At 39.1% G+C, this 24,965-nt stretch carries 25 protein-coding genes and 1 riboswitch; of the genes, 24 read left to right on the top strand and 1 reads right to left on the bottom strand.

Annotated features, from left to right (window positions below):
- The first annotated feature begins 6 nt into the window (after positions 1-6).
- The 17 genes from BCR25_RS03175 (at position 7) to nox (ending at position 14,582) form a co-directional block, all read left to right on the top strand.
- Entirely contained in the window at positions 7-330 is a 324-nt protein-coding gene (locus tag BCR25_RS03175) for a BMC domain-containing protein (RefSeq protein ID WP_069662170.1), read from the top strand.
- On the top strand, positions 331-1,749 hold the full coding sequence (locus BCR25_RS03180; RefSeq protein WP_069662171.1) for an aldehyde dehydrogenase family protein: 1,419 nt from the start codon (positions 331-333) through the stop codon (positions 1,747-1,749).
- Between the two features lie 24 nt (positions 1,750-1,773).
- Positions 1,774-4,314, top strand: a complete 2,541-nt coding sequence (cutC, locus tag BCR25_RS03185) for a choline trimethylamine-lyase (protein WP_069662172.1) — start codon at positions 1,774-1,776, stop codon at positions 4,312-4,314.
- Positions 4,315-4,332: 18 nt separating this feature from the next.
- On the top strand, positions 4,333-5,283 hold the full coding sequence (gene cutD / locus BCR25_RS03190) for a choline TMA-lyase-activating enzyme (RefSeq protein WP_069662173.1): 951 nt from the start codon (positions 4,333-4,335) through the stop codon (positions 5,281-5,283).
- 30 nt (positions 5,284-5,313) lie between these two features.
- A complete protein-coding gene (locus BCR25_RS03195) occupies positions 5,314-5,658 on the top strand; it encodes a BMC domain-containing protein (RefSeq protein WP_069662174.1) in 345 nt (114 codons plus the stop codon).
- The gene (locus tag BCR25_RS03200) at positions 5,655-6,113 is read left to right on the top strand and encodes a EutP/PduV family microcompartment system protein (protein ID WP_069662175.1); all 459 of its coding nucleotides are present in this window, start codon (positions 5,655-5,657) and stop codon (positions 6,111-6,113) included. Before BCR25_RS03195 ends, BCR25_RS03200 begins: the two co-directional genes overlap by 4 nt.
- Before the next feature lie 26 nt (positions 6,114-6,139).
- On the top strand, positions 6,140-7,303 hold the full coding sequence (locus tag BCR25_RS03205; protein ID WP_069662176.1) for a 1-propanol dehydrogenase PduQ: 1,164 nt from the start codon (positions 6,140-6,142) through the stop codon (positions 7,301-7,303).
- Positions 7,303-7,851 carry a hypothetical protein gene (locus BCR25_RS03210; protein WP_069662177.1) on the top strand — a complete coding sequence of 183 codons (549 nt, stop codon included), beginning with the start codon at positions 7,303-7,305 and terminating at the stop codon, positions 7,849-7,851. Before BCR25_RS03205 ends, BCR25_RS03210 begins: the two co-directional genes overlap by 1 nt.
- Positions 7,844-8,683 (top strand): ethanolamine utilization protein EutJ, encoded by an 840-nt coding sequence (gene eutJ, locus BCR25_RS03215; RefSeq protein ID WP_069662178.1) that lies wholly within the window; start codon positions 7,844-7,846, stop codon positions 8,681-8,683. The genes BCR25_RS03210 and eutJ overlap by 8 nt, the downstream gene beginning before the upstream one ends.
- Positions 8,684-8,695: 12 nt before the next feature.
- The gene (locus tag BCR25_RS03220) at positions 8,696-8,989 is read left to right on the top strand and encodes a BMC domain-containing protein (RefSeq protein ID WP_069662179.1); all 294 of its coding nucleotides are present in this window, start codon (positions 8,696-8,698) and stop codon (positions 8,987-8,989) included.
- Positions 8,983-9,246 carry a EutN/CcmL family microcompartment protein gene (locus BCR25_RS03225; protein WP_069662180.1) on the top strand — a complete coding sequence of 88 codons (264 nt, stop codon included), beginning with the start codon at positions 8,983-8,985 and terminating at the stop codon, positions 9,244-9,246. Before BCR25_RS03220 ends, BCR25_RS03225 begins: the two co-directional genes overlap by 7 nt.
- A gap of 16 nt (positions 9,247-9,262) precedes the next feature.
- The gene (locus tag BCR25_RS03230; protein ID WP_069662181.1) at positions 9,263-9,880 is read left to right on the top strand and encodes a cupin domain-containing protein; all 618 of its coding nucleotides are present in this window, start codon (positions 9,263-9,265) and stop codon (positions 9,878-9,880) included.
- Positions 9,877-10,416, top strand: a complete 540-nt coding sequence (locus tag BCR25_RS03235; protein WP_069662182.1) for a BMC domain-containing protein — start codon at positions 9,877-9,879, stop codon at positions 10,414-10,416. Before BCR25_RS03230 ends, BCR25_RS03235 begins: the two co-directional genes overlap by 4 nt.
- A gap of 10 nt (positions 10,417-10,426) precedes the next feature.
- The gene (locus BCR25_RS03240) at positions 10,427-11,953 is read left to right on the top strand and encodes an acetaldehyde dehydrogenase (acetylating) (protein ID WP_069662183.1); all 1,527 of its coding nucleotides are present in this window, start codon (positions 10,427-10,429) and stop codon (positions 11,951-11,953) included.
- A 17-nt stretch (positions 11,954-11,970) separates the two neighbouring features.
- The gene (locus BCR25_RS03245; RefSeq protein ID WP_069662184.1) at positions 11,971-12,621 is read left to right on the top strand and encodes a phosphate propanoyltransferase; all 651 of its coding nucleotides are present in this window, start codon (positions 11,971-11,973) and stop codon (positions 12,619-12,621) included.
- A gap of 25 nt (positions 12,622-12,646) precedes the next feature.
- Positions 12,647-12,925: an ethanolamine utilization microcompartment protein EutM gene (gene eutM, locus BCR25_RS03250; RefSeq protein WP_069662185.1), complete on the top strand. Its 279-nt coding sequence runs from the start codon at positions 12,647-12,649 to the stop codon at positions 12,923-12,925.
- Positions 12,926-13,250: 325 nt separating this feature from the next.
- Positions 13,251-14,582 carry a H2O-forming NADH oxidase gene (gene nox, locus BCR25_RS03255; protein ID WP_069662186.1) on the top strand — a complete coding sequence of 444 codons (1,332 nt, stop codon included), beginning with the start codon at positions 13,251-13,253 and terminating at the stop codon, positions 14,580-14,582.
- Between the two features lie 203 nt (positions 14,583-14,785).
- Here nox and BCR25_RS03260 read toward each other — a convergent pair whose 3' ends face one another.
- Positions 14,786-15,631, bottom strand: a complete 846-nt coding sequence (locus tag BCR25_RS03260) for a YusW family protein (protein WP_069662187.1) — start codon at positions 15,629-15,631, stop codon at positions 14,786-14,788.
- A 302-nt stretch (positions 15,632-15,933) separates the two neighbouring features.
- Between BCR25_RS03260 and BCR25_RS03265 the strand changes: the two genes are divergently transcribed.
- The 7 genes from BCR25_RS03265 to glpK all read left to right on the top strand — a co-directional run bounded on the left by BCR25_RS03265 (position 15,934) and on the right by glpK (position 24,960).
- Positions 15,934-16,695 carry a DeoR/GlpR family DNA-binding transcription regulator gene (locus BCR25_RS03265; protein ID WP_069662188.1) on the top strand — a complete coding sequence of 254 codons (762 nt, stop codon included), beginning with the start codon at positions 15,934-15,936 and terminating at the stop codon, positions 16,693-16,695.
- A gap of 12 nt (positions 16,696-16,707) precedes the next feature.
- Positions 16,708-18,102 (top strand): M24 family metallopeptidase, encoded by a 1,395-nt coding sequence (locus BCR25_RS03270; RefSeq protein WP_069662189.1) that lies wholly within the window; start codon positions 16,708-16,710, stop codon positions 18,100-18,102.
- 95 nt (positions 18,103-18,197) lie between these two features.
- Positions 18,198-18,590 carry a DUF4809 family protein gene (locus BCR25_RS03275; RefSeq protein ID WP_069662190.1) on the top strand — a complete coding sequence of 131 codons (393 nt, stop codon included), beginning with the start codon at positions 18,198-18,200 and terminating at the stop codon, positions 18,588-18,590.
- 246 nt (positions 18,591-18,836) lie between these two features.
- A riboswitch (M-box (ykoK) riboswitch) is annotated at positions 18,837-19,005 on the top strand.
- 131 nt (positions 19,006-19,136) lie between these two features.
- Positions 19,137-20,051 carry an LCP family protein gene (locus BCR25_RS03280; protein WP_069662191.1) on the top strand — a complete coding sequence of 305 codons (915 nt, stop codon included), beginning with the start codon at positions 19,137-19,139 and terminating at the stop codon, positions 20,049-20,051.
- Between the two features lie 195 nt (positions 20,052-20,246).
- Positions 20,247-21,581 carry an FAD-dependent oxidoreductase gene (locus BCR25_RS03285; protein ID WP_069662192.1) on the top strand — a complete coding sequence of 445 codons (1,335 nt, stop codon included), beginning with the start codon at positions 20,247-20,249 and terminating at the stop codon, positions 21,579-21,581.
- Entirely contained in the window at positions 21,571-23,076 is a 1,506-nt protein-coding gene (locus BCR25_RS03290) for an AcpB/EbpR/MafR family transcriptional regulator (RefSeq protein WP_069662193.1), read from the top strand. The genes BCR25_RS03285 and BCR25_RS03290 overlap by 11 nt, the downstream gene beginning before the upstream one ends.
- Before the next feature lie 375 nt (positions 23,077-23,451).
- Complete coding sequence (gene glpK / locus BCR25_RS03295) at positions 23,452-24,960, top strand: glycerol kinase GlpK (protein WP_069662194.1); 1,509 nt, start codon at positions 23,452-23,454, stop codon at positions 24,958-24,960.
- The last annotated feature ends 5 nt before the right edge of the window (positions 24,961-24,965 follow it).

The raw sequence follows: 24,965 nt of genomic DNA on the forward strand, positions 1-24,965 counted from the left end.
AAACAAATGAAAACCTTTGAAGCAATTGGAGCTATTGAAACATTTGGTTTAGTGTTTGTATTAGAAGCTTGTGATGCGATGTGTAAAGCGGCGGACGTTGAATTAGTTGGTTATGAAAATGTAGCATCTGGTTATATTTCAGTGATCGTTCAAGGGGATGTAGTTGCTTGTCAATCAGCGGTAGAAGCTGGAATTAAGGCTGTAGAAAACTTAGGAGCCGAGGTTTATAGTTCGGTAGTTATTGCCGGACCACATATCGATCTAAATAAAATGATTAACTGCTATCAGTTAAATAGTCTTTTATCTGAAGAGGAGGGAGATGCAGTTTAGATGCAGCATGTAGATAAAGATTTGTTATCGATCCAGGAAGCACGGATTTTAGTAGAGACAGCAAGGGATGCACAGTATCTAGTTCAAGATTACGGACAAAAGCATTTGGATCAAATAATCGATCATTTATTGGAACAAATCAAACCTGAGCTTCATCATTTTGTAGAAATTGAAATGGCTGAAACAAAACGGGGCTGTGAAGAAGATAAGCGGTCATTGCTCAATCAATTTTTAACGGAGCTGGCTAAGGACATATCTAATCAGCAATGCATTGGGGACTTAGTAAAAGATTCTGCGGGGAATATTTTACAAGTAGGTGTACCGCTAGGAGTAATACCAGTCATTCTGCCGTGTGAAAATGTTGTCTTAACAACGTTATATAGCTTAGTGATCGGTATCAAATCTGGTAATGCTATTTTAGCTATCCCAAATCCCAAAGCGCTTAAGACCACATGTCAGGTCGTAAAAAAGGTCAAGCAAATTTGTGAAGCAAAAGGCTTACCCAAAGGTTGCTTAAACTGTGTAGAACATGTAACAGAGTATGGAATAAAAGAAGTGTTGACTCATCCGGATACTGCCATGATCTTAGTAATTGGAAATTCAAAATATAATAACGCAACCATCAACCAAAAACCAATTATTTATGGCAGTTCGGGTGCAACACCGGTCTTCATCGAACGTTCGGCACCGATCAAACCTGCTGTTGAAGCAATTATTCAAAGCCGCTCATTTGACTGCGGCTTACTTCCAGGAGCAGAACAGTACTTGATTGCAGAACATGTAATCGCAGCAGAAGTAAAAGCGGTGATGCAGCAATCGGGTGCACACTTTTTATCGAAAGAAGAAGAACAAAAACTTCTAGATGTGCTGCAACCGAAAGATAATCAAATCAATGTAGCCTGTATAGGGAAACATGCGGTTTACCTCGCACAGATGGCTGGTTTTTCAGTAGCATCAGATACGAAAGTATTAGTTTCTGAACAACAGTATCTTTATGAAGAAGATCCGTTTGCAAACGAAATGAAATGTCCTGTGCTGGCTTTTTATCTAGAACCAGATTGGGTTCATGCGTGTGAAAAATCCATTCGATTATTGAAAGAAAAAAATAATGGACATACTTTAGCGATGCATTCTCAAAACGCTGCAGTCCTCAGCGAATTCGCTTTGAAAAAACCAGTCGGACGTATGATTGTTAATGCACCAGCGGGATTAGCAAGTTTAGGGCTGAATTCTAATCTGCCATTATCAATGATCTTGGGTGGTTTTACTACCGGAAGAGGAATCAGTGCGAAAAATATTACTGCTGCAGATTTAACCTATGTGCGACAAATCAGCTATCCTGTAAATGAAATCTCATCATTGGAAAAGGTAGATAAAGCATTACTAGAAAAAGTATTAAGAAAAATATTGGAAAAATAAATTGTTGTGAAGAGAGGGAACAAGATGGATATTAAAGAGTTTTCAGCAAAATTGGCTGAAGCAACCAAAGAATTAAGTCCAGAAGAACAAACAGCTTTAATGAAAATGTTTGCGACCGTTTCAGATGACTTAAATACAACTAATTCGACCAGCGGCGGCTTTGCGACAGATGGACAGACTAGCGTTCCATCAGGAATCACCCCACGTTTAGAAGCACTAAAAGAAAACTACTTAAAACAAGTACCGACGATTACTACGCATAGAGCAAGAGTAATTACAGAAATTGCGAAAGAAAACCCTGGTATGCCTAAAAATGTATTAAGAGCTAAGTCATTCAAGCGTTGCTGTGAAACGGCACCTTTGGTTATTCAGGATAATGAATTGATCGTAGGCGCTCCTAATGGCGCACCTCGTGCTGGTTCTTTTTCTCCGGATATTGCTTGGCGTTGGATGGAAGAGGAAATCGATACGATATCTGACCGTCCGCAAGATCCATTTTTCATTTCAGATGAAGATAAAAAGATTATGCGTGAAGAATTATTCCCATTCTGGAAAGGAAAATCGATTGACGAATACTGTGAAGATCAATTTCGTGAAGCGGGGGTTTGGGAATTATCAGGTGAATCCTTTGTTTCCGATTGTTCGTATCATCAATTAAATGGCGGCGGTGACTCTAATCCAGGCTATGACGTTATTCTAATGAAAAAGGGCATGCTGGATATTCAAAAAGAGGCACAGGAACAACTTGAAAAAATGGATTATAAAAATCCTGATGATATTGAAAAAATCTATTTCTACAAATCGATCATCGATACAGCAGAAGGTGTGATGATCTACGCTCGTAGAATGTCAGAATATGCGGCTCAGTTAGCTCAAAGAGAAACGAATCCAAAACGCAAAGCGGAATTACTGAAAATTTCCGAAGTCAATGCAAAAGTTCCTGCTCATAAACCAGAAACATTTTGGGAAGCAATCCAAGCTGTTTGGACGATTGAATCATTACTTGTTGTTGAAGAAAATCAGACAGGGATGTCGATCGGCCGTGTGGATCAATACATGTACCCATTTTTCCAAAATGATTTAGCAACAGGAAAAATGAATGAATACGAAGCTTTTGAATTAGCTGGCTGTATGCTGATCAAGATGTCTGAAATGATGTGGATCACAAGTGAAGGCGGTTCAAAATTCTTCGCGGGCTACCAACCTTTTGTCAATATGTGTGTGGGTGGGGTTACTCGTGAAGGACGCGATGCGACGAATGATTTGACCTATCTATTGATGGAGGCCGTTCGTCATGTAAAAGTCTATCAGCCGTCTCTTGCTTGTCGTATTCATAATCGTTCTCCTAGAGAATACTTGAAGAAAATCGTTGATGTCGTTCGTGCTGGAATCGGCTTTCCTGCGTGTCACTTTGACGATACCCATATCAAAATGATGCTGGCCAAAGGCGTTTCAATCGAAGATGCCCGTGATTATTGTTTGATGGGCTGTGTGGAGCCACAAAAATCTGGTCGACTATATCAATGGACATCAACGGCTTATACACAGTGGCCAATCTGTATTGAATTGGTTTTAAACAAAGGTGTGCCTTTATGGTATGGGAAAAAAGTTTGTCCGGATATGGGCGATTTAACCAGTTTTAATACCTACGAACAATTTGAACAAGCAGTCAAAGAACAAATCAAATACATTACGAAATGGTCATCAGTCGCAACTGTGATCACACAAAGAGTTCATCGTGATTTAGCACCGAAACCATTGATGTCTTTAATGTATGAAGGCTGTATGGAAAGTGGAAAAGATGTGTCTAGTGGCGGTGCGATGTATAACTTTGGTCCGGGCGTTGTCTGGTCTGGTTTAGCTACTTATGCGGATTCGATGGCAGCGATCAAAAAACTGGTTTACGATGAGAAAAAATACACCTTAGAAGAATTGAATCGTGCATTAAAAGCTGACTTTGTTGGATATGAACAGATTCGTACAGATTGTTTAAATGCACCTAAATACGGCAACGATGACGATTATGCCGATCTGATTGCAGCTGATTTGATCCACTTTACTGAAGCGGAGCATCGTCAATACAAAACGCTATATTCAGAGTTATGTCATGGTACCTTATCCATTTCAAATAATACGCCGTTAGGTCAAATGACGGGTGCATCTGCTAATGGACGTAAGGCTTGGATTCCGCTATCAGATGGTATCAGTCCAACACAGGGAGCCGACTTTAAAGGACCGACAGCGATCATCAAATCGATCTCTAAAATGGCCAATGACACGATGAACATGGGTATGGTGCATAACTTCAAGATCATGTCTGGTTTGTTAAGTACCCCAGAAGGTGAAGAAAGCTTGATTACCTTACTGAAAACAGCCAGTGTTTTAGGGAATGGCGAAATGCAGTTTAACTATTTAGATAACGAAACATTGTTGGAAGCGCAAAAACATCCAGAAGAATATCGTGATTTGATTGTTCGAGTGGCAGGCTACAGTGCCTTCTTCGTTGAATTATGTCAAGATGTGCAAGATGAAATTATCAGCCGAACAATGTTAACTAAGTTTTAACACTGGAGGATGAAAAAAATGAATAACCCAAGCACGGAGACAATTGAAAGACAGGTCATGATCTTTAATGTACAAAAATATAGCTTATACGATGGACCAGGGATTCGAACGATCGTTTTTTTCAAAGGCTGTCCTTTGCGTTGTCAGTGGTGCGCGAATCCAGAAGGTCTAGAAAGAAAGTTCGAAGTCATGTATAAGGAAAGTGTCTGTAGTGACTGTCGAGCCTGTGTAGACGTGTGTCCAGTGGGGATTCATTATATGGATGAAAATGGAAATCATCAGGTCAATCGTGACATCGCCTGTACAGGTTGTCGTGCCTGTTCAGACGTATGTCCGATGGCGGCCTTGAATATTACTGGTGAGATCAAGTCTATTTCAGAAGTAATGGAAATTGTTCATGAAGATGATGAATTTTATGAACAGTCAGGAGGCGGTGTGACGCTTAGCGGTGGTGAGTGTACAGCTCAACCAGAAGCTGCACTTGCATTATTACAGGCGTGTAAAGCAGATGGAATCAATACCGCAATCGAAACCTGCGGACATTCAAGAATGGAACGGCTGCTTAAAATTGCTGATTATGTTGATTTATTCTTGTTTGATTTAAAACATATGGATCCTGTTCGACACAATGAATTGACAGGGATCAGTAATGAAAAGATCTTGGCAAATTTAAAAGAGGTTTTAGAGCAAGGTCATGCCGTACAGATCCGGATGCCGATGTTAAAAATGATCAACGACAGCCAAAAAGAAATTCAAGCGATCATCGAGTTTTTATTACCGTACAAAGAGTATCCTAATTTTCATGGAATCGATTTATTACCTTATCATAAATTAGGCGTTAACAAATATGGTCAGCTTGGTATGGAGTATCCTGTAGATGGCGATCCGTCATTGTCAGATCCTGAGCTAGATCGAATCGAAGGCTGGATCAAGGAATATGATTTTCCTGTAAAGGTTGTACGTCATTAATAAGAGAAAAACGAGAAAGGAAGCGGTCTGATGTTGGAAAGTAATGCACAGCGGGTCATAGAAGAATCGGTTCCCGGCAAGCAGGTGACGTTAGCCCATGTGATCGCATCACCCATTGCTGAAGTGTATGAGTCGCTAGGGGTTGAAGAAACAGGAGCAATTGGGATTTTAACGATTTCTCCTTTTGAGACAGCGATCATTGCAGCAGATATTGCTGGGAAAAGTGCAGATGTAGCTGTAGGCTTTCTTGATCGTTTTACTGGTTCCGTTTTACTGACGGGTGATGTTCAAAGTGTTGAAGTAGCCTTAGGAGCTGTGGTCAGAATCTTAAAAGAACAGTTGGATTATGAAGTTGTTCAGGTAACTAGAACATGAATAAGCGATTGTTGATCGTAGGACCTATTGGAAGTGGTAGTCAGCGGATTGCGCAAGCAGTTGAACAAACAGAACAGCCAATCCGCAAAGTGGCTAGCCTTCATTACACTAAAAAAACAATCATTGTTCCAGGCCCTTACTTAGAAAGCCCTTGGATGCACAAGCATATTATCGCGTTACAACAAGAAGCAAGCCAAGCAGTCTTTCTTTTGCCGATAAAACGTATGAAAAAAAGCTATCCACCCAATTTTGCTCAAGTTTTCAGGATTCCAGTACTGGGAATCATTACTTACGAACCGAATGATTATTCTGAAGAAAAATATAGACGAGCCCAAAAAACATTGAGAGAAATCGGAATTAAAACGTACCAGTTTCAAGTGGATTTGACAGATGAAAACGCACTGCACACATTGACAGAAACTATTACTACCATTGAAACGACCTGCTCTATTTGATTCTATTTATTAATGGAATGACATGAATGAAGAAAGGGGGATATTATTTGTTTAGTCAGTTTAAGATGCCGACCAAAATCATCACAGGTGAACACTCATTATCTGCTGTACAATCCTTATCTTTAAGCCGAGTTTTGATTATTTGTGATCCTTTCATGGAAAAAAATGGTACAGCAGAAAATGTCGGCCAGCTATTAAAGGAAAAAGCAATCGACTACTGTATTTTTTCTGGAATTGTTCCAGATCCTACGATCGATGTCGTGACGAATGGCTTGATTGCTGCGGTCAACTCAAAACCCGATGGGATCATTGCTTTAGGTGGCGGTTCTGCGATGGACGCGGCTAAAGTCATTCGGCATGTCTATACGATTGCTGAAAAAGAAACACCTGTCCAATTGATTTGTGTTCCGACAACGAGCGGAACAGGAAGTGAAGTTACAGCTTTCGCAGTTATTTCTGATCCTGAGGCACAAAGTAAATATGCCTTAGTTGATGACCGTATGATTCCAGATTTAGCTATTTTAGATCCATTATTAACAGTCAGTGTCCCAAAAAATGTGACTGCTGACACAGGGATCGATGTCTTTACTCATTGTATGGAAGCATTGGCTTCGACACAAGCAACTGATTTTACAGATGCTTGCAGTGAAAAAGCACTGAAGGTGATATGGGATGATTTGATTCCAGTTTTTAATCAAGGAGAGAATTTGGCACTCCGCGAAAAGATTCATAATGCATCTTGTTTAGCGGGAATGGCGTTTAGTGAAGCATCGTTGGGAATTTGTCACAGCTTAGCCCATGCGTTAGGCGGGCGTTTTCATATTCCACACGGACGTGCCAATGCTATGCTGCTGCCGCATGTAATCAGTTATAATGCCGGATTGGATGCTGAGCGTGAAACGGATAATCTGGTGTTGTACCAGAACATCGCAGGACATTTAGGGTTTCGAGCAGGAACAGCTAAAGCAACAGTCCATGCAATGATCACAGGCATTCAGCGTCAGTTTAAACAAATGGAAATTCCAAGATTCATCAACGAATGCGGGATTGATCCGGACGTGTTTTTAGCCGCTGTTCCAGACATGGCTGAGAAAGCTCTAACGGATAAATGTACGCTGACCAATCCGAGAAAACCTAATCAGGCAGAGCTTGAAGCTATTTATCAGAGGTTGCTAAGAGGTGGTTACTAATGCATTTTATTACAGAACGGGAACTTCAAACAACGTTTCGCAGAGAACCATTCACTCAACTGATTTTAACTGAAACAGAACGTTTAACGCCTGGAGCAAAACAGTTTGTGCAGGATAAAAGAATAGAACTTAAGCCTATCTTAAAAGCAGAAGAAAAGGAAGCTGTTGTGGAAACAAAGGTTGATACATTAACAGCATATCAAGAGATTCTTTCTGCCGAGTTATTTGAGGCGGTCGTTTTAGCAAAAAAGAAACAATTGATTCTAGGACAAAAGCTGCTCTTATTAGAGAAAAAAATGGTTGCCGTTCTTTCAACTGAACCCGAATCATTAGAACCAAGTGAACGGCAAGCAGAACCAACTGTCTTTCATTTAGAGCCTATTCATCTCTTTAGTGAGCATGGACAGTTATTGATCAAGCTAAAAAAAATATATGGTTTAATTTGTCTCATATCAGCTGTTTATCCAACATACAGTCGGCCATTATCAACTGTGATTCAAGAGCTGAGCCATTTAGTCAAACAATTAGTAGGGGATGCCGATGAATAAACAAGCATTGAAAGAGTGCAATCAATTTATTGCAGATTTTGAAAAGGTGATCAAAAAGCCAAAAAAAGATCCTTCAACCATATATTACACAGGAGTTGATCTTGGTACTGCGTGTATTGTATTGGCAGTGTTAGATGAGCATTTTAAACCTGTAGCTGGCGCATACCGTTACGCCGATGTCGTTCGTGATGGCATGGTCGTTGACTATATTGGAGCGGTTGAAATTGTAAGTGAGCTAAAAGCAGAACTGGAGCAAAAATTACAGACAGAACTGCTGTATGCTGCTGCTTCACTACCACCTGGAACCGATGAATTAGATGGTGGGGCAATCAAGAATGTGGTGCAAAGCGCAGGCTTTGAATTGACGAATTTATTAGATGAACCGACGGCAGCAAATCAGTTGTTAAACATAACTGACGGTGCAGTGGTGGATATCGGTGGAGGAACAACAGGTATTTCGATCATTGAATCAGGTCGAGTGGTTAAAGTAGCAGATGAAGCAACCGGCGGTACACATTTATCGTTAGTTTTGGCAGGTGCCTATAAATTTTCTTTTGATGAAGCTGAACGCTATAAGCGTAATGAAAAGCACCATGATGAATTACTGCCGACGTTAAAACCAGTTATTGAAAAAATTTCATCGATCATTACCCAGCAGATTTCAGGCTATACAGTGAAAGGAATTTATCTTGTTGGCGGTACAGCCTGTTTAAAAAACATTGAAACAATCATAGAAAAAACAACTGGAATTCCAACGTTCAAGCCGCTTAATCCGATGTTTGCAACGCCGCTTGGAATTGCACTAAGTTGTACGGATCAAGTACTGAAATAGGAGGTGTAAACCATGGATTGTCGAATTATTAAATCTCCTGGAGAAAATACATTGGCGATTTTAAATCGTCGCAAAGGATCAAAAGAAGAGCTGGGAACACCAGATGCAGTGGGATTGGTGCAGGGAAAACTGATCGAAATGATTTGTGCTACAGATGTTGCTGAAAAAGCGGTCGGTGTTACGATCGAGGACATTCGAGGAAGTTGCCCGCAAAATATGATTTTGTTAGCAATTTTTGGTGACACGGCTTCGGTCACAGCAGCGATCGAAGAAATTAAAAAAAGAGAGAAGAATAACCAATGGTAACTGCAACCTTAATGGATACTATTTGGGCTACCCGAAAATCCGAAAAATTAAATGGGTTAAAACTAATGTTGGCCCAAGTCACTGGCGGTTCAAGAGATGGTGAACGGCTGGTTGTCTGCGATGTAATAGGAGCAGGAATCGGTGATCGGGTCATTATCGCTACAGGTTCAGCTGCCCGACGGATGTTGGAAGACGATTTGATTCCTATTGATGCTGCTGTGATCGGAATCATTGACGAAAGTTGTGAATCTGTATAAAAGAGAGTGTGGCAAGATGAAAAAATTAATTTGTGCAGAAGATATTGAAACGCTTCAAAAAGAAGGCAAAAAAAGTCTGTTAATAACGAAAAAAACGATCATCACCCCTTCTGCAAAAGATCTCGCAGAGGCGTATCAGATTGTATTTCACATGCAGACAGAGCCAGAAGAAAAAATCGCTTGGTCAGATCATGAAACGATTTCTAAAGAAGGATTGGTCTCCTTACTAAGACAACTATTACATGATGCAGGAACCAATATTTTTTCGGAAGCTCCTTTTACATTTGAAAAACACACTAGTGGGTTAAAAATAATTCACGGATCTACCGTTAAACTCCAGCCTTTGATCAAGGAAAATCCTAATGTTTGCTACCAAGAACTGATTACACCAGTGGAAAGACAGATGAGCGGCGGGATTTTAGAAATAGATAAAAGTAGTTTTTATGAGGAAAAAACGTTGGAATCGATCAACTATGTCATTGAAGGAAAACTTCAGTTAACCATCGATGGGACCACTTATACGGCAACTAAAGGAGATACTATTTTTATACCGAAAAATCATACAGTCCGCTGGTCTACACCAGACAAGGTCACGATTTTATGTGGAAAATTGAAAGGTGTTGATAAACAATGAATCAAGCTATCGGAATGATTGAAACAAAAGGCTTGTTGGCGATGATCGAGGCAACGGACACCATGCTTAAATCATCAGAAGTCCAGCTTTTAGGAAAAAATAAGGTTGGCGGCGGCTTGAATACCGTTTTGATTACAGGCGATGTTGCTGCTGTTGAAACGGCGGTTCAGGCGGCAATAGCCAGTGTTGAACGTTTAGGTGCAGGACTGTTAGCAGGATCTCATGTGATTGCAAGACCAGAAGTTGCACCTGAAAACTTTATTCAGATCTCAGCAATCGAACGGCCGGAAGTTGAAGCAGCTGATATGATCGAACTGATTGAAGTTGATCAGCTTGAAGAGGCAACTATTTCAGAAAAGAATGAAGCGACTAGCAAAGAAAATTTGTTGCAGGAGCTCACACAGATGAAAGTCGTCGATTTGAGAAAATTAGCCAAGGAACAAACAAACTTTAGTATTCCCAAAAAAGAGATCTACCGCACGAGTAAAGAAAAATTAGTAGCGGCATTGATTGACTTTTTAATAACAAATGAATAGAGGATCACGAATGGAAACTTTTGATAAAGATTTACGTTCTGTCCAGGAAGCCCGCGATTTAGCCCGCAAAGGACAAATTGCTGCAGAAAAAATTGCGACTTTTTCGGAAGAACAAATTGATAAAATTTTGCAAAGTATGACAGAAACAGCTAGTAAACATGCCGCTTGTTTAGCAGAGCGGGCAGTAAAAGAAACTGGTTTTGGTAAAGTGCTGGATAAAACTTACAAAAACCATGCAGCATCTACACTGTTGTACGAAGAAATCAAACATGAAAAAACAATTGGCATCGTGGCTGAAGATCCAGCGAAGGGAACATTCGATGTGGCGGAACCCGTTGGTTTAGTTTTAGGAATCATCCCTTCAACCAATCCAACTTCAACGGTGATATTTAAAGCGATGATTGCTATCAAATCAAGAAACGCTATTGTTTTCTCACCACATCCAGCAGCGCTTGATTGTACGAGAAAAGCCGCTGATATGTTAAATCGTGCCGCTGTTGCAGCCGGAGCGCCAGAGGGAATCATCAGCTGTGCATCGATTCCAACAATGCCAGGTACGAATGAGTTACTACATGCCCCAGAAGTGAATTTGATCATTGCTACTGGTGGACCTGGTATGGTTAAAGCTGCCTACAGTTCAGGTAAGCCAGCATTAGGCGTAGGGGCAGGGAACTCACCAGCGTATATTGAGCGAACAGCAGATGTGAAAAGCGCTGTAGCGAAAATCATCGCATCAAAAACGTTTGATAATGGGACGATCTGTGCTTCTGAGCAATCGATCATTTGTGAAACAGTCAATAAAGAAGCAGTCATTCGTGAGCTAAAAGCGCAGGGCGGCTATTTTATGTCACCTGATGAAACAGACAAGGTATGTAAGCTGCTCTTTAAAAATGGGTATGCCATGAATGCTAAATTTGTCGGACGTGCGGCGTCTGTGATTGCTGAAGCAGCAGGAATTTCGATTCCAGCAGGTACGAAAGTGTTGATCGGCGCTCAAGACGGTGTAGGAGCAGGGTATCCTTTATCTTTTGAAAAATTGACATCAGTTCTTGCCTTCTATGTCGTAAATGACTGGGAAGAAGCCTGTCATTTGAGCATCGAGCTATTGCAAAATGGAATCGGTCATACAATGAGTATTCATACTAATGATCGTGATATCGTCATGAAGTTCGCAGCAAAACCTGCTTCAAGAATTTTAGTAAATACTGGCGGTAGTCAAGGTGGAACTGGTATCAGTACTGGTTTGCCGATATCGTTTACGTTAGGCTGTGGAACATTTGGCGGGAGTTCAGTGTCAGAAAATGTTGGACCGAAGCATTTATTGAATATCAAAAAAGTTGCCTATGGCTTAAAAGATGTGACAACTTTAGTTGAAAACGATCCAACCTTTACTTTTGATCGAACGGCAGCAGAGACAGCTTGTCCAGCAACACCAAAAACAGAAACAAAAGCAACGATGATCAACAACATAGCAGAAGGTGATTTAGAAACGCTAGCTAATGTTGTTCGTCAAGTATTAGCTGGTATGAATCAATAGAGAAATGAGTTGAATCAATGGATAATTATGAAGAATTACTAGGTCTGGTGCTGGAAAAATTGGCAGAGGCTGGTCAAAAAAATAGTCAGTCGGACAACAAAGCAATCCCTGTTGGAATTTCCAATCGTCATATTCATTTATCACAAAAAGATGTGGATAAGCTTTTTGGCTGCGGTCATCAATTAACCAAACTAAAAGATCTCTCTCAACCGGGACAATATGCCTGTAAAGAAACAGTGATGATCTGTGGGCCAAAAGGTATGATCGAAAATGTTCGGATCCTAGGACCGATTAGAAATCAAACCCAAGTCGAAATTTTACAAAGTGATTCATTTAAAGTCGGTGTCAAAGCACCTTTAAGATTGTCAGGAGATTTAGCTGGAACAGGTGGGCTCACACTGGTCGGTCCTAATGGTTCGGTTGAATTAGCAGAAGGTGTGGTCGTTGCTAAACGTCATATCCATATGCTGCCGGCAGATGCTGAACGTTTAGGCGTTCGTGATGGCGAAGCTGTAACGATCGAATTTTCTGGAGATCGTGGCGGTACGTTAAATAATGTTGTGATTCGAGCGGCTGAAAACTCTGGTTTGGAATGCCATATCGATACAGAAGAAGCAAATGCTCTTGGGGTAAAACCCGGAACTACTGTTGTTATCCAAAAAAATTAATATATATCTTTAGGAGGAAATTATAATGAAATCTGATGCTTTAGGAATGATCGAAACAAAAGGACTAATTGGTTCAATCGAGGCGGCTGATGCAATGGTCAAAGCTGCAAATGTTTCATTAGTAGGAAAAGAACTAGTTGGCGGCGGTATCGTGACAGTCATGGTTCGCGGTGATGTAGGCGCAGTCAAAGCTGCCACTGATGCAGGCGCTGCGGCAGCTCAACGTGTTGGCGAGTTATTATCTGTCCATGTGATTCCACGTCCACATTCTGAGGTTGAAAATATTTTACCGACAGAAGCTTAATGAATGGAATAAAGGAGGATGGGACAGAAGTGTTTAATCCCGAGAAATAAGAAGGAATTCACGAAAATTGCCAAGCATCACAGTGAGTTTACGAGCTGATGATAATTGGTACCTACCTGGTGTTCTTCAAATTTTTGTGACCAAGTAGGTACTGTGCAACATCAACTCGGTACTCGTTGTGTTTTACAGCAATTTCAGCTTATTTCCGAAGGGATTGCTTCTGCTTCCACCGTTTATTCGGATTATAAGTGAGTGGGATATGACTTGAAGAGTTATGTCTCACTCACTTTTACTTAGAGGTACAGTTAGTTCAAAGGAGGAAAAAATGAATAAAACAGTGATTATCGGTTCAAACCACGCTGGAATTGCAGCGGCAAATACTCTTCTTGATCAGTATCAAGAGCAAGAAGTCATTATGATCGAGAAAAATTCGAACCTCAGTTATTTAGGCTGTGGTACAGCGCTTTGGGTTGGTCGGCAAATAGATTCGTATGAGGGGTTATTTTATACGAAAAAGGAAGATTTCGAAGCTAAGGGTGCTAAGATTCATACAGAAACAACTGTAGAAAGTGTTGATTTTCACCAAAAGCAAGTTATCTGCAAAACGAGCACAGGAGCCACTTTCTGCGAAAAATACGATACGCTAATTTTGGCTACAGGTTCTAAACCAATATCGCCAAGGATTCCAGGAACCAATTTGAAGAACATTCATTTTTTGAAGCGGTTCCAGGATGGCCAAGCTGTAGACCAGTTGATGACAGATCCGACTGTTCGAACAGTTGCTGTAATCGGAGCCGGCTATATTGGTGTAGAAATTGCCGAAGCAGTGAAAAGAAGAGGGAAAAACGTTTTACTGTTTGATGGTGCGGAACGTTCACTGCCTAGTTATTATGATCGAGAGTTTACCGATGAAATGGACAAAACATTAGCAGATAATGAAATAGAACTTCATTTCGGTGAACTTGCTGAAGAATATAAAGGAACGGAAAAGGTCGAAGCGATCGTTACCAACAAAGGAACATACAAGGTCGATCTAGTGATTAATGCAATAGGATTTTTACCAAATAATGAGCTTGGAAAAGAGCATCTTGAGTTATTTCAAAATGGCGCTTATATTGTTGATGAGCATCAACAGACTAGCGATCCTTCGGTATATGCGGTGGGTGATTGTGCGACAATTTACTCGAACGCGTTAGGCAAAATCAGCTATATTGCACTGGCAACCAATGCAGTTCGAACAGGTCTTGTTGCAGGTCATAATATAGGTGGTACTAAACTTGCTTCATCAGGTGTACAAGGATCTAATGGCATTTCGATCTTTGGTTTGAATATGGTTTCAACTGGACTTTCAGTTGAAGCAGCGAGAAAACATACTATAGATGTATTGTATACAGATTACACAGATTTGCAAAAGCCAGCGTTTATGTCAGACAATCATCCAGTTAAAATTCGGATTGTTTATGAACGGAATTCTCGCAGGATCGTTGGTGCACAGATGTGCTCACAAGCGGAAATTTCTATGGGGATTCATTTATTTTCACTAGCAATCGAGCAAAAAGTGACGATCGATGAGTTAAAATTACTGGATATCTTCTTCCTACCTCATTTCAATCAGCCTTACAACTACATTACAATGGCTGCCTTAACAGCAGAATAAAACATAGGTTTTTCGATCAGCTAAAAATCAAAACACAGCGGAAGCAAAAGCCATTGCTACGCTGTGTTTTAATCGTATATAACTTTAAGTGCTGAATCACTAGGTGAAAATCAGCTAGAATTCAGGAGAACTTGAATACTATTATTTTTCGTGAATGTTGTTTTATTTCCTAAGAGGAAACGGATTTGTCTTTAACAAGTGACTTATTTTAGTTTAAATTTTACTTGTGTAGAATCGTTAAATTGTCCTTGGAATTGGAACTGTTTATAATTTGAACCGTTTCCTAATTTGTTTAAGATATGTGCTGTGATCTCTTTTTGGCTAGCTGTTTTAAGATTTAAACCAGCAATGATTCCTTCGATTTTTGTTTGTGCAGCGCTACCTTGTAACTGAATTCTATTTGATTTATCTTGGTATTGCGCTTTGATCGTGCCATTTGCTTTTACTTCATATTGTAATTCAATTTGTTGACCTGTAGTATATTTTACTTCTACTTCAAGTTTTTTTAGGTCAGACGTTTCAGGCGTTTCAGAGACTTCTGGCGTTTCAGGGACCTCAGGTTTTTCCGGTGTTTCTGGTACTTCCGGTGTTTCAGGGATTTCAGGGTCTTCAGAAGTTTCTGGTACTTCTGGTAATTCAGGAACATAGTAAGTTTGTAAACCAAATTCAGCTTTTACATAGCCTTTTGTGATCAAAATTACTTTTAAATGCAAATCATTTTGGTAAGTCATTTTTCTCAAAAGATTGATTGATTTAGAGTAAGACAAACTAAAATTACGAGCGATCACATTTGCTTCGGATGTACTGTAACCTGCCGCTTCCCAAGCGCTAGCCTTCGTTAATTTGTTGTAGACTTCAGTAACGTTAGTCGCTGTTAGTGACAAACCAGTATACTCCAATAGATCCGCCTTGTTAAATAACGTAACCGTTTTCGCATAGTTTGATTCCACTACTGTTGCAGCATTAGCAGCGGTTGCTACTGCACCTAAACTTGCCGCACATAAGCTGATTGATAAACCTGCGACCATCATACCTTTAAAAAGTTTCATAAAAAATTCCTCCTCTTTTTCACTACTATTTTATGAATAGTAGATTAACCATATTATTAGGCATAAGTCATACAAAGTAAAGCTAAATTAGTAGATTCTCATAATTCTATGTATTGTACAATATTCCTTAAGATTAAAATCACTAACATGAAGGGTCAAAGCTTGCTAAAAAGAGCATAGAAATGGCTAAATGTAAGTCGATATCATTCATTATGCATTGTTTTGCATTAGTTTAATTATTTATTTATAAAAATTGCAAAAAAATGCTTTTGATGGTAAGCTGTTCATGAGGAGTGAAGAAAATGCTGATTGAAGAGAGAATGGAGAAAATCAAGGGATTCATCGATGAACACAGGAGTGCAACCATCGAACAGCTCTCAGAGATGCTCCAGGTATCAAAAGACACGGTTAGAAGAGATTTAATCAAATTAGAGCAACTGAATATCGTACGCAGAACCCATGGCGGTGCAGTATCTGCCAATCGCGAAGGGCTGATTTTAGATTATGAGCAACGTTCCACTAAATTTAATGTGATCAAAGAAAGAATGGCCCAAAAAGCAGCAATGATTATTAAGGACAATACAAGTATTTTGTTTGATTCCTCAACCACAGTTGAAGCTGTGATCAAAGAATTAAGCGATCATACAATGGAGGCGATAACTAATTCTTTGTCACATGCAATGCTTTTAGCAAACTATGATAAAGCTCAAGTCAGCATACTTCCGGGGAAACTACATAAGAAGCAATTATTTTTATATGGTGCTGAAACAGTCAAGAAAATTGAAGAGTATAAGGTAGACTATACAGTATTAGGCGTTTTTGCTCTTTCTAAAGAAGGCCTATTTATCCATACAGAAGAAGAAGGGCTGGTTAAGCGACAAATGATTGCTCAAGCTCAAAAAGTTATCGCCCTTGCAGATCATACAAAAATCGAAACAACAGGTTTTTTCAAGGTCTGTTCTTTGAGTGCTATTGATGTGCTGGTGACAGACGAAAAGCTTGAAGCAGAATTTATGAAGCAATTAGAAATGAACGATGTTGAAGTAATCATAACGGAAGCATAAAGGAGAAAACCAATGAACAATAGAGAAATAGTACTGACAGCAATAAAAGAACCAACGTATTTTGAGCAGGTACCGCCTGTATTTTTAACAGATGAAACCATCAAGGAACGTAAAGCAAAACTACTAAAAGAGATGAAAAAATCTGATTTTGACGTAGTAATCATCTATGCAGATAAAGAGCATGGCGGCAATTTTGAATATCTGACCGGTTTTATCCCTCGTTTTGAAGAAGGCTTATTAGTTGTTGAGGCATCAGGAAAATGTACAGTAATTTTAGGAAATGAAAATTTAAAAATGGCAGCAGTGTCACGGATTGAAGTTGCCTTAAAGCATACGCCGCTTTTTTCACTGCCAAATCAACCAATGGATAATGAAGCAACTTTAGAAGAAGTGTTTAATGAAATCGGTCTTTCCGAAAAGAAAAAAGTCGGTTTAGTCGGTTGGAAAATGTTCACAACGCGAATGAGTGAATCGGCTGCATTTTTTGATATTCCTTATTTCATTGTTTCAGCCTTGTTAAACAGCGTAGCACAAGAGGCTCAAGTCGAAAATGCGGCCCATTTATTTATTGGCGGAGATGCTGGTGTGCGAACAATCAACAATGCTAATGAGATCGCTCATTATGAGTATGGAGCAAATTTGTCTTCTTTTTGTATTTTAGCAGCAATGAATGCGGTAGAAGTTGGTATGACTGAAGCAGATCTTGGAAGTCGATTGACCGCAGAAGGGCAAACCAATACGGTTGTAACGATTGCGGCGACAGGACAGCGTTTTGAAAAAGCAAATGTATACCCTACACACAAAAAAGTCCAGTTAGGTGATCCATTATCCCTGACAACTGCTTTTAAAGGTGGTTTGTCAAGTCGGACTGGTTTTGTTATCGAATCGGAACAGCAACTTCCAGAGAGTCAAAAAGATTATCTAGAAAGAGTAGCAAAGCCCTACTATAACGCGGTGGCTGAATGGTTGGAAACAATCCATATCGGCATGCAGGGGCATGAATTATACGATACGATCGAGTCAGTTTTTCCTAAAGAAAAGTATCACTGGCATTTGAATCCAGGGCATCTCGTTTCAGATGAAGAATGGATGTCTTCACCGATCTATGCTGACTCGACAGAAACGATCAAAAGCGGGATGATTTTCCAAATCGATATCATTCCTTCAATCAAAGGGTACACAGGAGTCAGTGCGGAAGAATGCGTGGCAATAGCCGATACTCAGCTGCAAAAAGAAATAAAAGAACAGTACCCGAATCTTTGGAAACGAATCACTACAAGAAGAGAATACATCGAAACAGAATTAAACATCAAGTTAAGCCGAGATGTTTTACCGTTATCCAATACAGTTGCATACTTAAGACCCTTTTACTTAGCCAAAGATCAAGCTTTTTCGGTAAAAAAATAGTCACTGATACTGATTCGGCTATTTAAAAGAGCCCCTTGTTTTGTTATACTATCAATGACAATAGCCATTCAACTACGAAAGAAGGATCTATCATAATGAAAAATGCGACAATCAGTAAAACAGTTGATCTACTTGATGGCGGCTGTAACGTTTGTGGAATTATTGAAAATGAAAATTATACGCTGGTCATTGATGAACAGGCACTCTCATTAGATGAGTTGACGGTCTCGAGCTTGATCACAGCAATCGTGTTAAAAGAAGGTTTCAAGCGGACTTACGAAACAGATGTGATTGATGATTTTACGCTTTATACAAAGGATGAAGAACAGATTCGGTTGAAAGAGGAATATGATTGCCTCACTTATTCCAATAAAACAGAACAAATCAAGACAAATGATTATTTTATGGATAAAAAAGCTTTACTTGAAAAAGTAAATGAAATTTTGACGACGATCTTTCAGTTAGAAAAAATCAATTTTCAGCTGTAGTCAGATTCAAACGAAGATAAAAATAAAAAGTGTGAAGGATAACAGAAGTTTGTTTATCCGACACGCTTTTTAACTTTCTTAAAAAATATTTAATAATAGAAAAAGGAAAAATTGTTATTTTTTAGGCATTGTATAAAGAAATCTAGACCTGTAATTTTATTTTAATCTGTTGGTTATAAAATAGAAAAGTTCTTGTAATGAATTAATTTGACTTTGTGAATCGATACGCTTATAGTTTAAAAAGAATCAAATACTTGTTAGGTGAGGCTCCTATATAAACACAGGCTGCTGCTCAGAAATGTCGAAAGACAGGTACGGGTAGGACAAAATTCGTCGAATTAAGGCGTTTTTCAAAGCAGCTAAAAGCAAGGCTTTTTACGTTATATAGTGCTAAAACTCAACGAAGAGAAGAACTAGGAAGCGGACAGTTGACGAATCATTGTTATCCGTTTTTATCCCAGTACTTTACTCCCTTCGCTGAGTGTTCTTGGTGAAGGATTTTTTCTTTTTCCAAGAGTAAATGTGAGCTGCAGAAAGGAATGTACAATGAAGAAACCCTTACGAATACTGACGATCACGTTATTATCTATCTTGCTTGTGATAGTTAGTATAGGCTGTTACGCGGCGATTTCGTTTCAATCAGCCAAAGAAGATAGTGAAGCTGAATTACCCGCTATAAACAAAAACTTTACTGGTGATGAACAAACAAGTGATAAAGAATTAACAGTCATGGTCGTAGGAAATGATTCCAGAGATGACGATGAAGATCAAGGGCGTTCTGATACGTTGATGGTTGGTCATTACGATGGTAAAACCAAGCAACCCAAACTGATTTCGATCATGAGAGATAGTTATTTAACTTTTCCAGATGGCGGATTGGATAAGATCAATGCGGCATATGCTTACGGTGGAGCCCAAATGACAAAGGAAGTCTTGAATATCAATTTTGATTTGCCGATCAATTATTATGTTGTAATGGACTTTAAAGAATTTAGTGATATCATCGATGAACTGTATCCTAAAGGTGTTAAGATAGATGCCGAAAAAGATATTAATCTAGACGGGGTGGATATCTTTAAGGGAGAGCAAACGATGCATGGAAATACATTATTGCAATATGCTCGCTTTAGAATGGATGAAGAAGGCGATTTTGGTCGAGTGAGACGTCAGCAACAAGTTATGGACGCCTTGATCAGTCAATCCAAAGACTTGATTCCGATTTGGGAATTACCTCAAGTAGCCGGAAAAATCGTTGGGAAAATTGATACAAATGTTCCAACGAGCTTGTTCATAGATCTAGCTAAGGATTTTCTCACAGGGAAGGTCAAACCTTTAGACTCACTTTCAGTTCCAATCGAAGACAGCTGGAATTTCAATGATGATACACCTTCTGGCAGTGTGATCGAATTGGATGCACAAAAAAATGCAGAAGCGATTCAATCGTTTTTAAAAGATAACTAATTTATTATTGCAACAAAAGCAAGGTTGACACAGAAGTGTTTATATGGCTGCTACGTGAGTGGGATATGACTCGAAAGAGTGATGTCCTGCTCACGCTTTTTTTTTACAGAGTTTAGCTTATTTTCATGCGTTTTATTCAAGCATATGCTATGCTTAAAGAAAACGTTTCATTATCTGATGAAAGAAGGTTAAGTTGTGAAAGTAGTGATTATCGGCGCTTCATTTGCTGGCATATCGGCGGCCCTTACGCTTCGCAAAAAATATTCCGATGCAGCGATTTATTTAATTGAAAAACAGGCCACAGTCGGATACTTACCGGGAGGTTTGAACTTATATTTTAATGAAAAAATCAATTCAATAGATGATGCTACATTTATCTCTGAAGAGCAACTAACGGATCAAACCATTAATTTGTTGTTGAGTGCGGAAGTGATCAGCTTGGATTCAGAGCAGCAAATCATCAATTATCAAAAAGATGACCAGATCTTTGCTCTGTCGTTTGATAAGCTGATTCTTGCGACTGGATCAAGTCAATGGTCGAATAAAATTGTCGGCAGTCATTCAGAAAAAGTGTTGAAATATAAATTTTTATCTGATGTACAGCCAGCTATCAAACAATTGAATGAGAGCCACACAGTCGCTTTGATCGGAGGCGGACAGATTGGCGCTGAAGCTGCAGATACACTTTTAAATAAAGGCATAGAAGTTCATTTATACGAGCAAATGGATTACTTACTATTCAAATACTTCGATAAAGAAATGATTTCGCCGGTACAGCAAGAAATGGAAAAAAGGGGTGTTGTTTTTCATTTTAATGAAACCGTTGAAAAAATTAGTGATACGGAACAGACACTAATCGTAGAAACTCAAAAATCTCGTTTGCCTGTAGATCGAGCTATTTATGCAATGAACGTTCGTCCTGATTTAAGCTACTTGGATGAGCAGATCAAAATTCATACGGATCAAACAATTTATGTCGATGAGTTTTTACAAACATCACAAAAAAATATTTTTGCGGCAGGAGATTGTATACAGATTCCTTATAGTTTGTCTGATGAGTCCTTTTACATTCCTTTAGTGAATAATGCCGTTCGAACAGGAGCTGTCGTGGCACAAAATCTCATAGAGCCAACAACTAAATTCATCGGTTCGGTCCGTACGATTGGGACGAAACTGGTCGATTATTATGTAGCAAGTGCTGGCTTGACGGAAGCAGAAGGTTTTTTTCATGATCAGCTGATCGAAGTGGCTTATGCTCAGCAAGTAAGTTCCTTATTTTCTGGAGAGCAAGATATTTTTGGAAAAATTATTTTTGAAAAAAACAGTCATCGGATATTGGGAGCACAATTAGTCTCTAAAACCAATATTCTTGAAAAAATCAATACGTTGGCATTGGGCATTCAAACGGGACAAACCATTGAAATGTTTTATCAAAAAGATTTTTTGTATCATCCATATTTTTCTTCTGTCATGGATATCACGAATCAGCTTGCATATAACGCTTTATGGAGTGATGATAATGAAAACTGAGGAGTTGTTGGAGAGGAAGGAAGCAAGGGAAATCCGTCTGTTGAAAAAAGTGATTATAGCTGGGGGCCGTATTGAAGATACGGAGCTTTTGGCTTATTTAGGTGTTTCTAAAGCATCCTTTGAAAGTGACTTAAAGGAACTTGGCTACTATTTAGAACCGTATAAAGAGGACTGCAGTCTTTTTTATGATGGTCAATGGGTAACTCTGTATATGTCGGATCGCTTTTCTGTCAGTCGGATCGTAGAAGACTACATTCGTTCTTCCATCAAATTTCAGTTGATCGACCATCTTTTTCATTATCGTGAATTTACTATTGTTCAATTAACGACTAAATTTATGATTAGTGAATCCTCCTTATTTCGGAAAATCAAAGAATTAAATAAGTTATTGATCGAGTTTGATTTAAAAATTCGTAATGGACAGTTAAAAGGAGAAGAGTTACAAATTCGTTACTTCTATTTTCAAGTGTATTGGTTTTTAACGCCGTATGAGCAGCATAGAGAAAAAACATTGACGCAACAAAACATTCGAATCATAGAAGGGTTGGAAAAGGCACTCTCATTTTCGTTTGAAGAATATGGTAAATTAAAACTCAGTCTATGGCTCACCATCAGTAAGAAAAGACTTCCAGTACAAACGAAAACATACACTATTGTTCGTGATAAAAGTAAAACGCTTGAACAAGATCCTTTTTTCAGAACGATTCGTTCGTTTGTCTTACGGTTTCTTAGTCGTTATCCTTTGGAAGTTGATGAAGAAGAAAGCTTACTGCACTTTATCTTTTTGACAAGCATGTCGGTTTTGACAGAAAAGGATTTTGCCCAGTATAGCTTGATCCGCGGCCGGCGGACACCTCCTTCCTTAGCTGATACATTCGTGCTGGAACATGTAATTTTATATTATCGCCCGCAGAAATTTTACCCAGAATTAGAAAAAAAGATCTTTTATTATTTTTCTCAAATCCATAGTCGTCTCTATTTTTTTAATGGAGAGCTGGAGTTATTTGATAGAGAAAATATTTGGCAAAAAGAGCAGCAGCTCTCCAGTAATCAGCTAAGTGATTTTGCTCATGTTCTATTGAAGGAAAGTTTGAGCTATTTTGATGCCGTTTATGAGCCAGGAAATAGTTTGCATGAGTGGTCGCTGGTAAAATATTTAAGTGTTTTGTCGATCATTGATTTTGAAATTATTGGTGAAATCCGAGTCGGGATTGATCTTAAAATGGATGTTTTATATAAAGAAGCACTGACGCATGTGCTAATTTTAAGTTTGAAAAATCTGAACGGCTTGCTGATTGAAGCGTATGATAAAAAGCATTCATACGATCTTTTGATCACTAATATGATGAACCCACCCACCTATCGTTCTGTAAAAGAAATCTATATTTTATCAGAATTGGGTTCAACCTTTGATATCAATCAGATCCGTAAAAAAATAAGAAATTATCGTGGCAGTAGAAGAAACTGGGACGAAAACGATGAACGTGAGAAATAAATTGAAATCAAAGCGCAGTGTAGCAGGAAGTGTTTGCTTCTTTTCCGCGGTTTGTTTGTATTTTAAGTGACTGGGCTGTAACTGGTAGAGTTATGTCACAGTCACTTTAGCTTTGTCCTTATTGAGATTTTGTTAAAAACTTTCAATTATTTTAAAAATAAAAAAAAAGCTGACGTTTTTATGAATCACTTTGCGGTTATGATAAGTTCATAAAAGATAAAGCGTTTTCAAAAAGGCTTGTTAAGCTATAAAATAAACGTTAAGCAAGTCTGGAACATCTGCTTTGAAACGCAACAAATAAATTGGGTTGCTGTTGAAAAGCATATGACTTTAACTGAAGCTGTTGACCATTACCATTATTTAGGAGGAATTACAATGTCAGAACAAAAGTACATCATGGCGATCGATCAAGGAACGACTTCTTCAAGAGCAATTATTTTTGATAAGAAGGGGAACAATGTTGGAAGTTCGCAAAAAGAATTTACGCAGTATTTTCCAAAGGCAGGCTGGGTCGAACATAATGCAAACGAAATTTGGAACTCTGTTCAATCGGTGATTGCTGGCGCTTTGATCGAATCTGGCGTTCGTCCGACCGATATTGCTGGGATCGGAATCACGAATCAGCGTGAAACAACGGTTGTTTGGGATAAGCAGACAGGACTTCCGATTCACAATGCTGTGGTATGGCAATCTCGTCAGTCTTCTCCTATTGCTGATCAGTTAAAAGAAGACGGTCATGAAGAAATGATCCATGAAAAAACAGGATTGATCGTCGATGCATATTTCTCAGCAACAAAAATTCGTTGGATTTTGGATAATGTCGAAGGCGCACAGGAACGTGCTGAAAAAGGTGAACTACTTTTTGGTACGATCGATACTTGGCTCGTTTGGAAATTGACTGGTGGAGATACCCACGTGACCGATTACTCCAACGCCAGCAGAACGATGCTCTTTAATATTCACGATCTAGATTGGGATCAAGATATTCTGGATACCTTAAATATTCCGCGCGTGATGCTGCCAAAAGCAACTTCTAACTCTGAAGTGTATGGTATGACGAAAAACTATCATTTTTATGGCAGTGAAATCCCAATTTCAGGAATGGCAGGAGATCAGCAGGCGGCGTTATTCGGTCAAATGGCATTTGAACCCGGAATGGTCAAAAACACGTATGGTACAGGTTCATTTATTGTTATGAATACAGGAGAAAAACCACAGCTTTCTGAAAATAATTTGCTAACGACTATTGGTTACGGCATTAACGGTAAAGTGTACTATGCATTAGAAGGAAGTATCTTTGTGGCAGGCTCTGCCGTTCAATGGTTGCGTGATGGATTGAAGATGATCCAGACAGCAGCAGAATCTGAAGCAGTCGCAAACGAGTCACACAATAAAAATGAAGTTTATGTTGTTCCAGCTTTCACAGGCTTAGGCGCTCCTTATTGGGATTCAGATGCAAGAGGTGCAGTGTTTGGCCTAACACGTGGAACAACGAGAGAAGATTTCGTTAAAGCAACCTTACAATCAGTGGCGTATCAAGTACGTGATATTATCGACACGATGAAAAATGATACAGGAATCGATATTCCTATCTTAAAAGTAGATGGCGGTGCAGCGAATAACGATTTATTGATGCAATTCCAAGCAGATATTTTAAATACTTCTGTTCAAAAAGCGCAAAACTTAGAAACCACAGCCTTAGGTGCAGCATTCTTAGCTGGTCTTGCAGTTGGTTTCTGGAAAGATTTAGACGAACTAAAAGAATTTTATGAAGAAGGCCAAATTTTCGAAGCTAAAATGTCTGATGAGGAACGTGATGATTTATACGATGGTTGGAAGCAGGCAGTCGCAGCAACACAGATGTTCAAACACAAATCAAAATAAAAGGA

Source organism: Enterococcus termitis (assembly GCF_001730305.1).
In the GTDB taxonomy this organism is placed as follows: domain Bacteria; phylum Bacillota; class Bacilli; order Lactobacillales; family Enterococcaceae; genus Enterococcus_L; species Enterococcus_L termitis.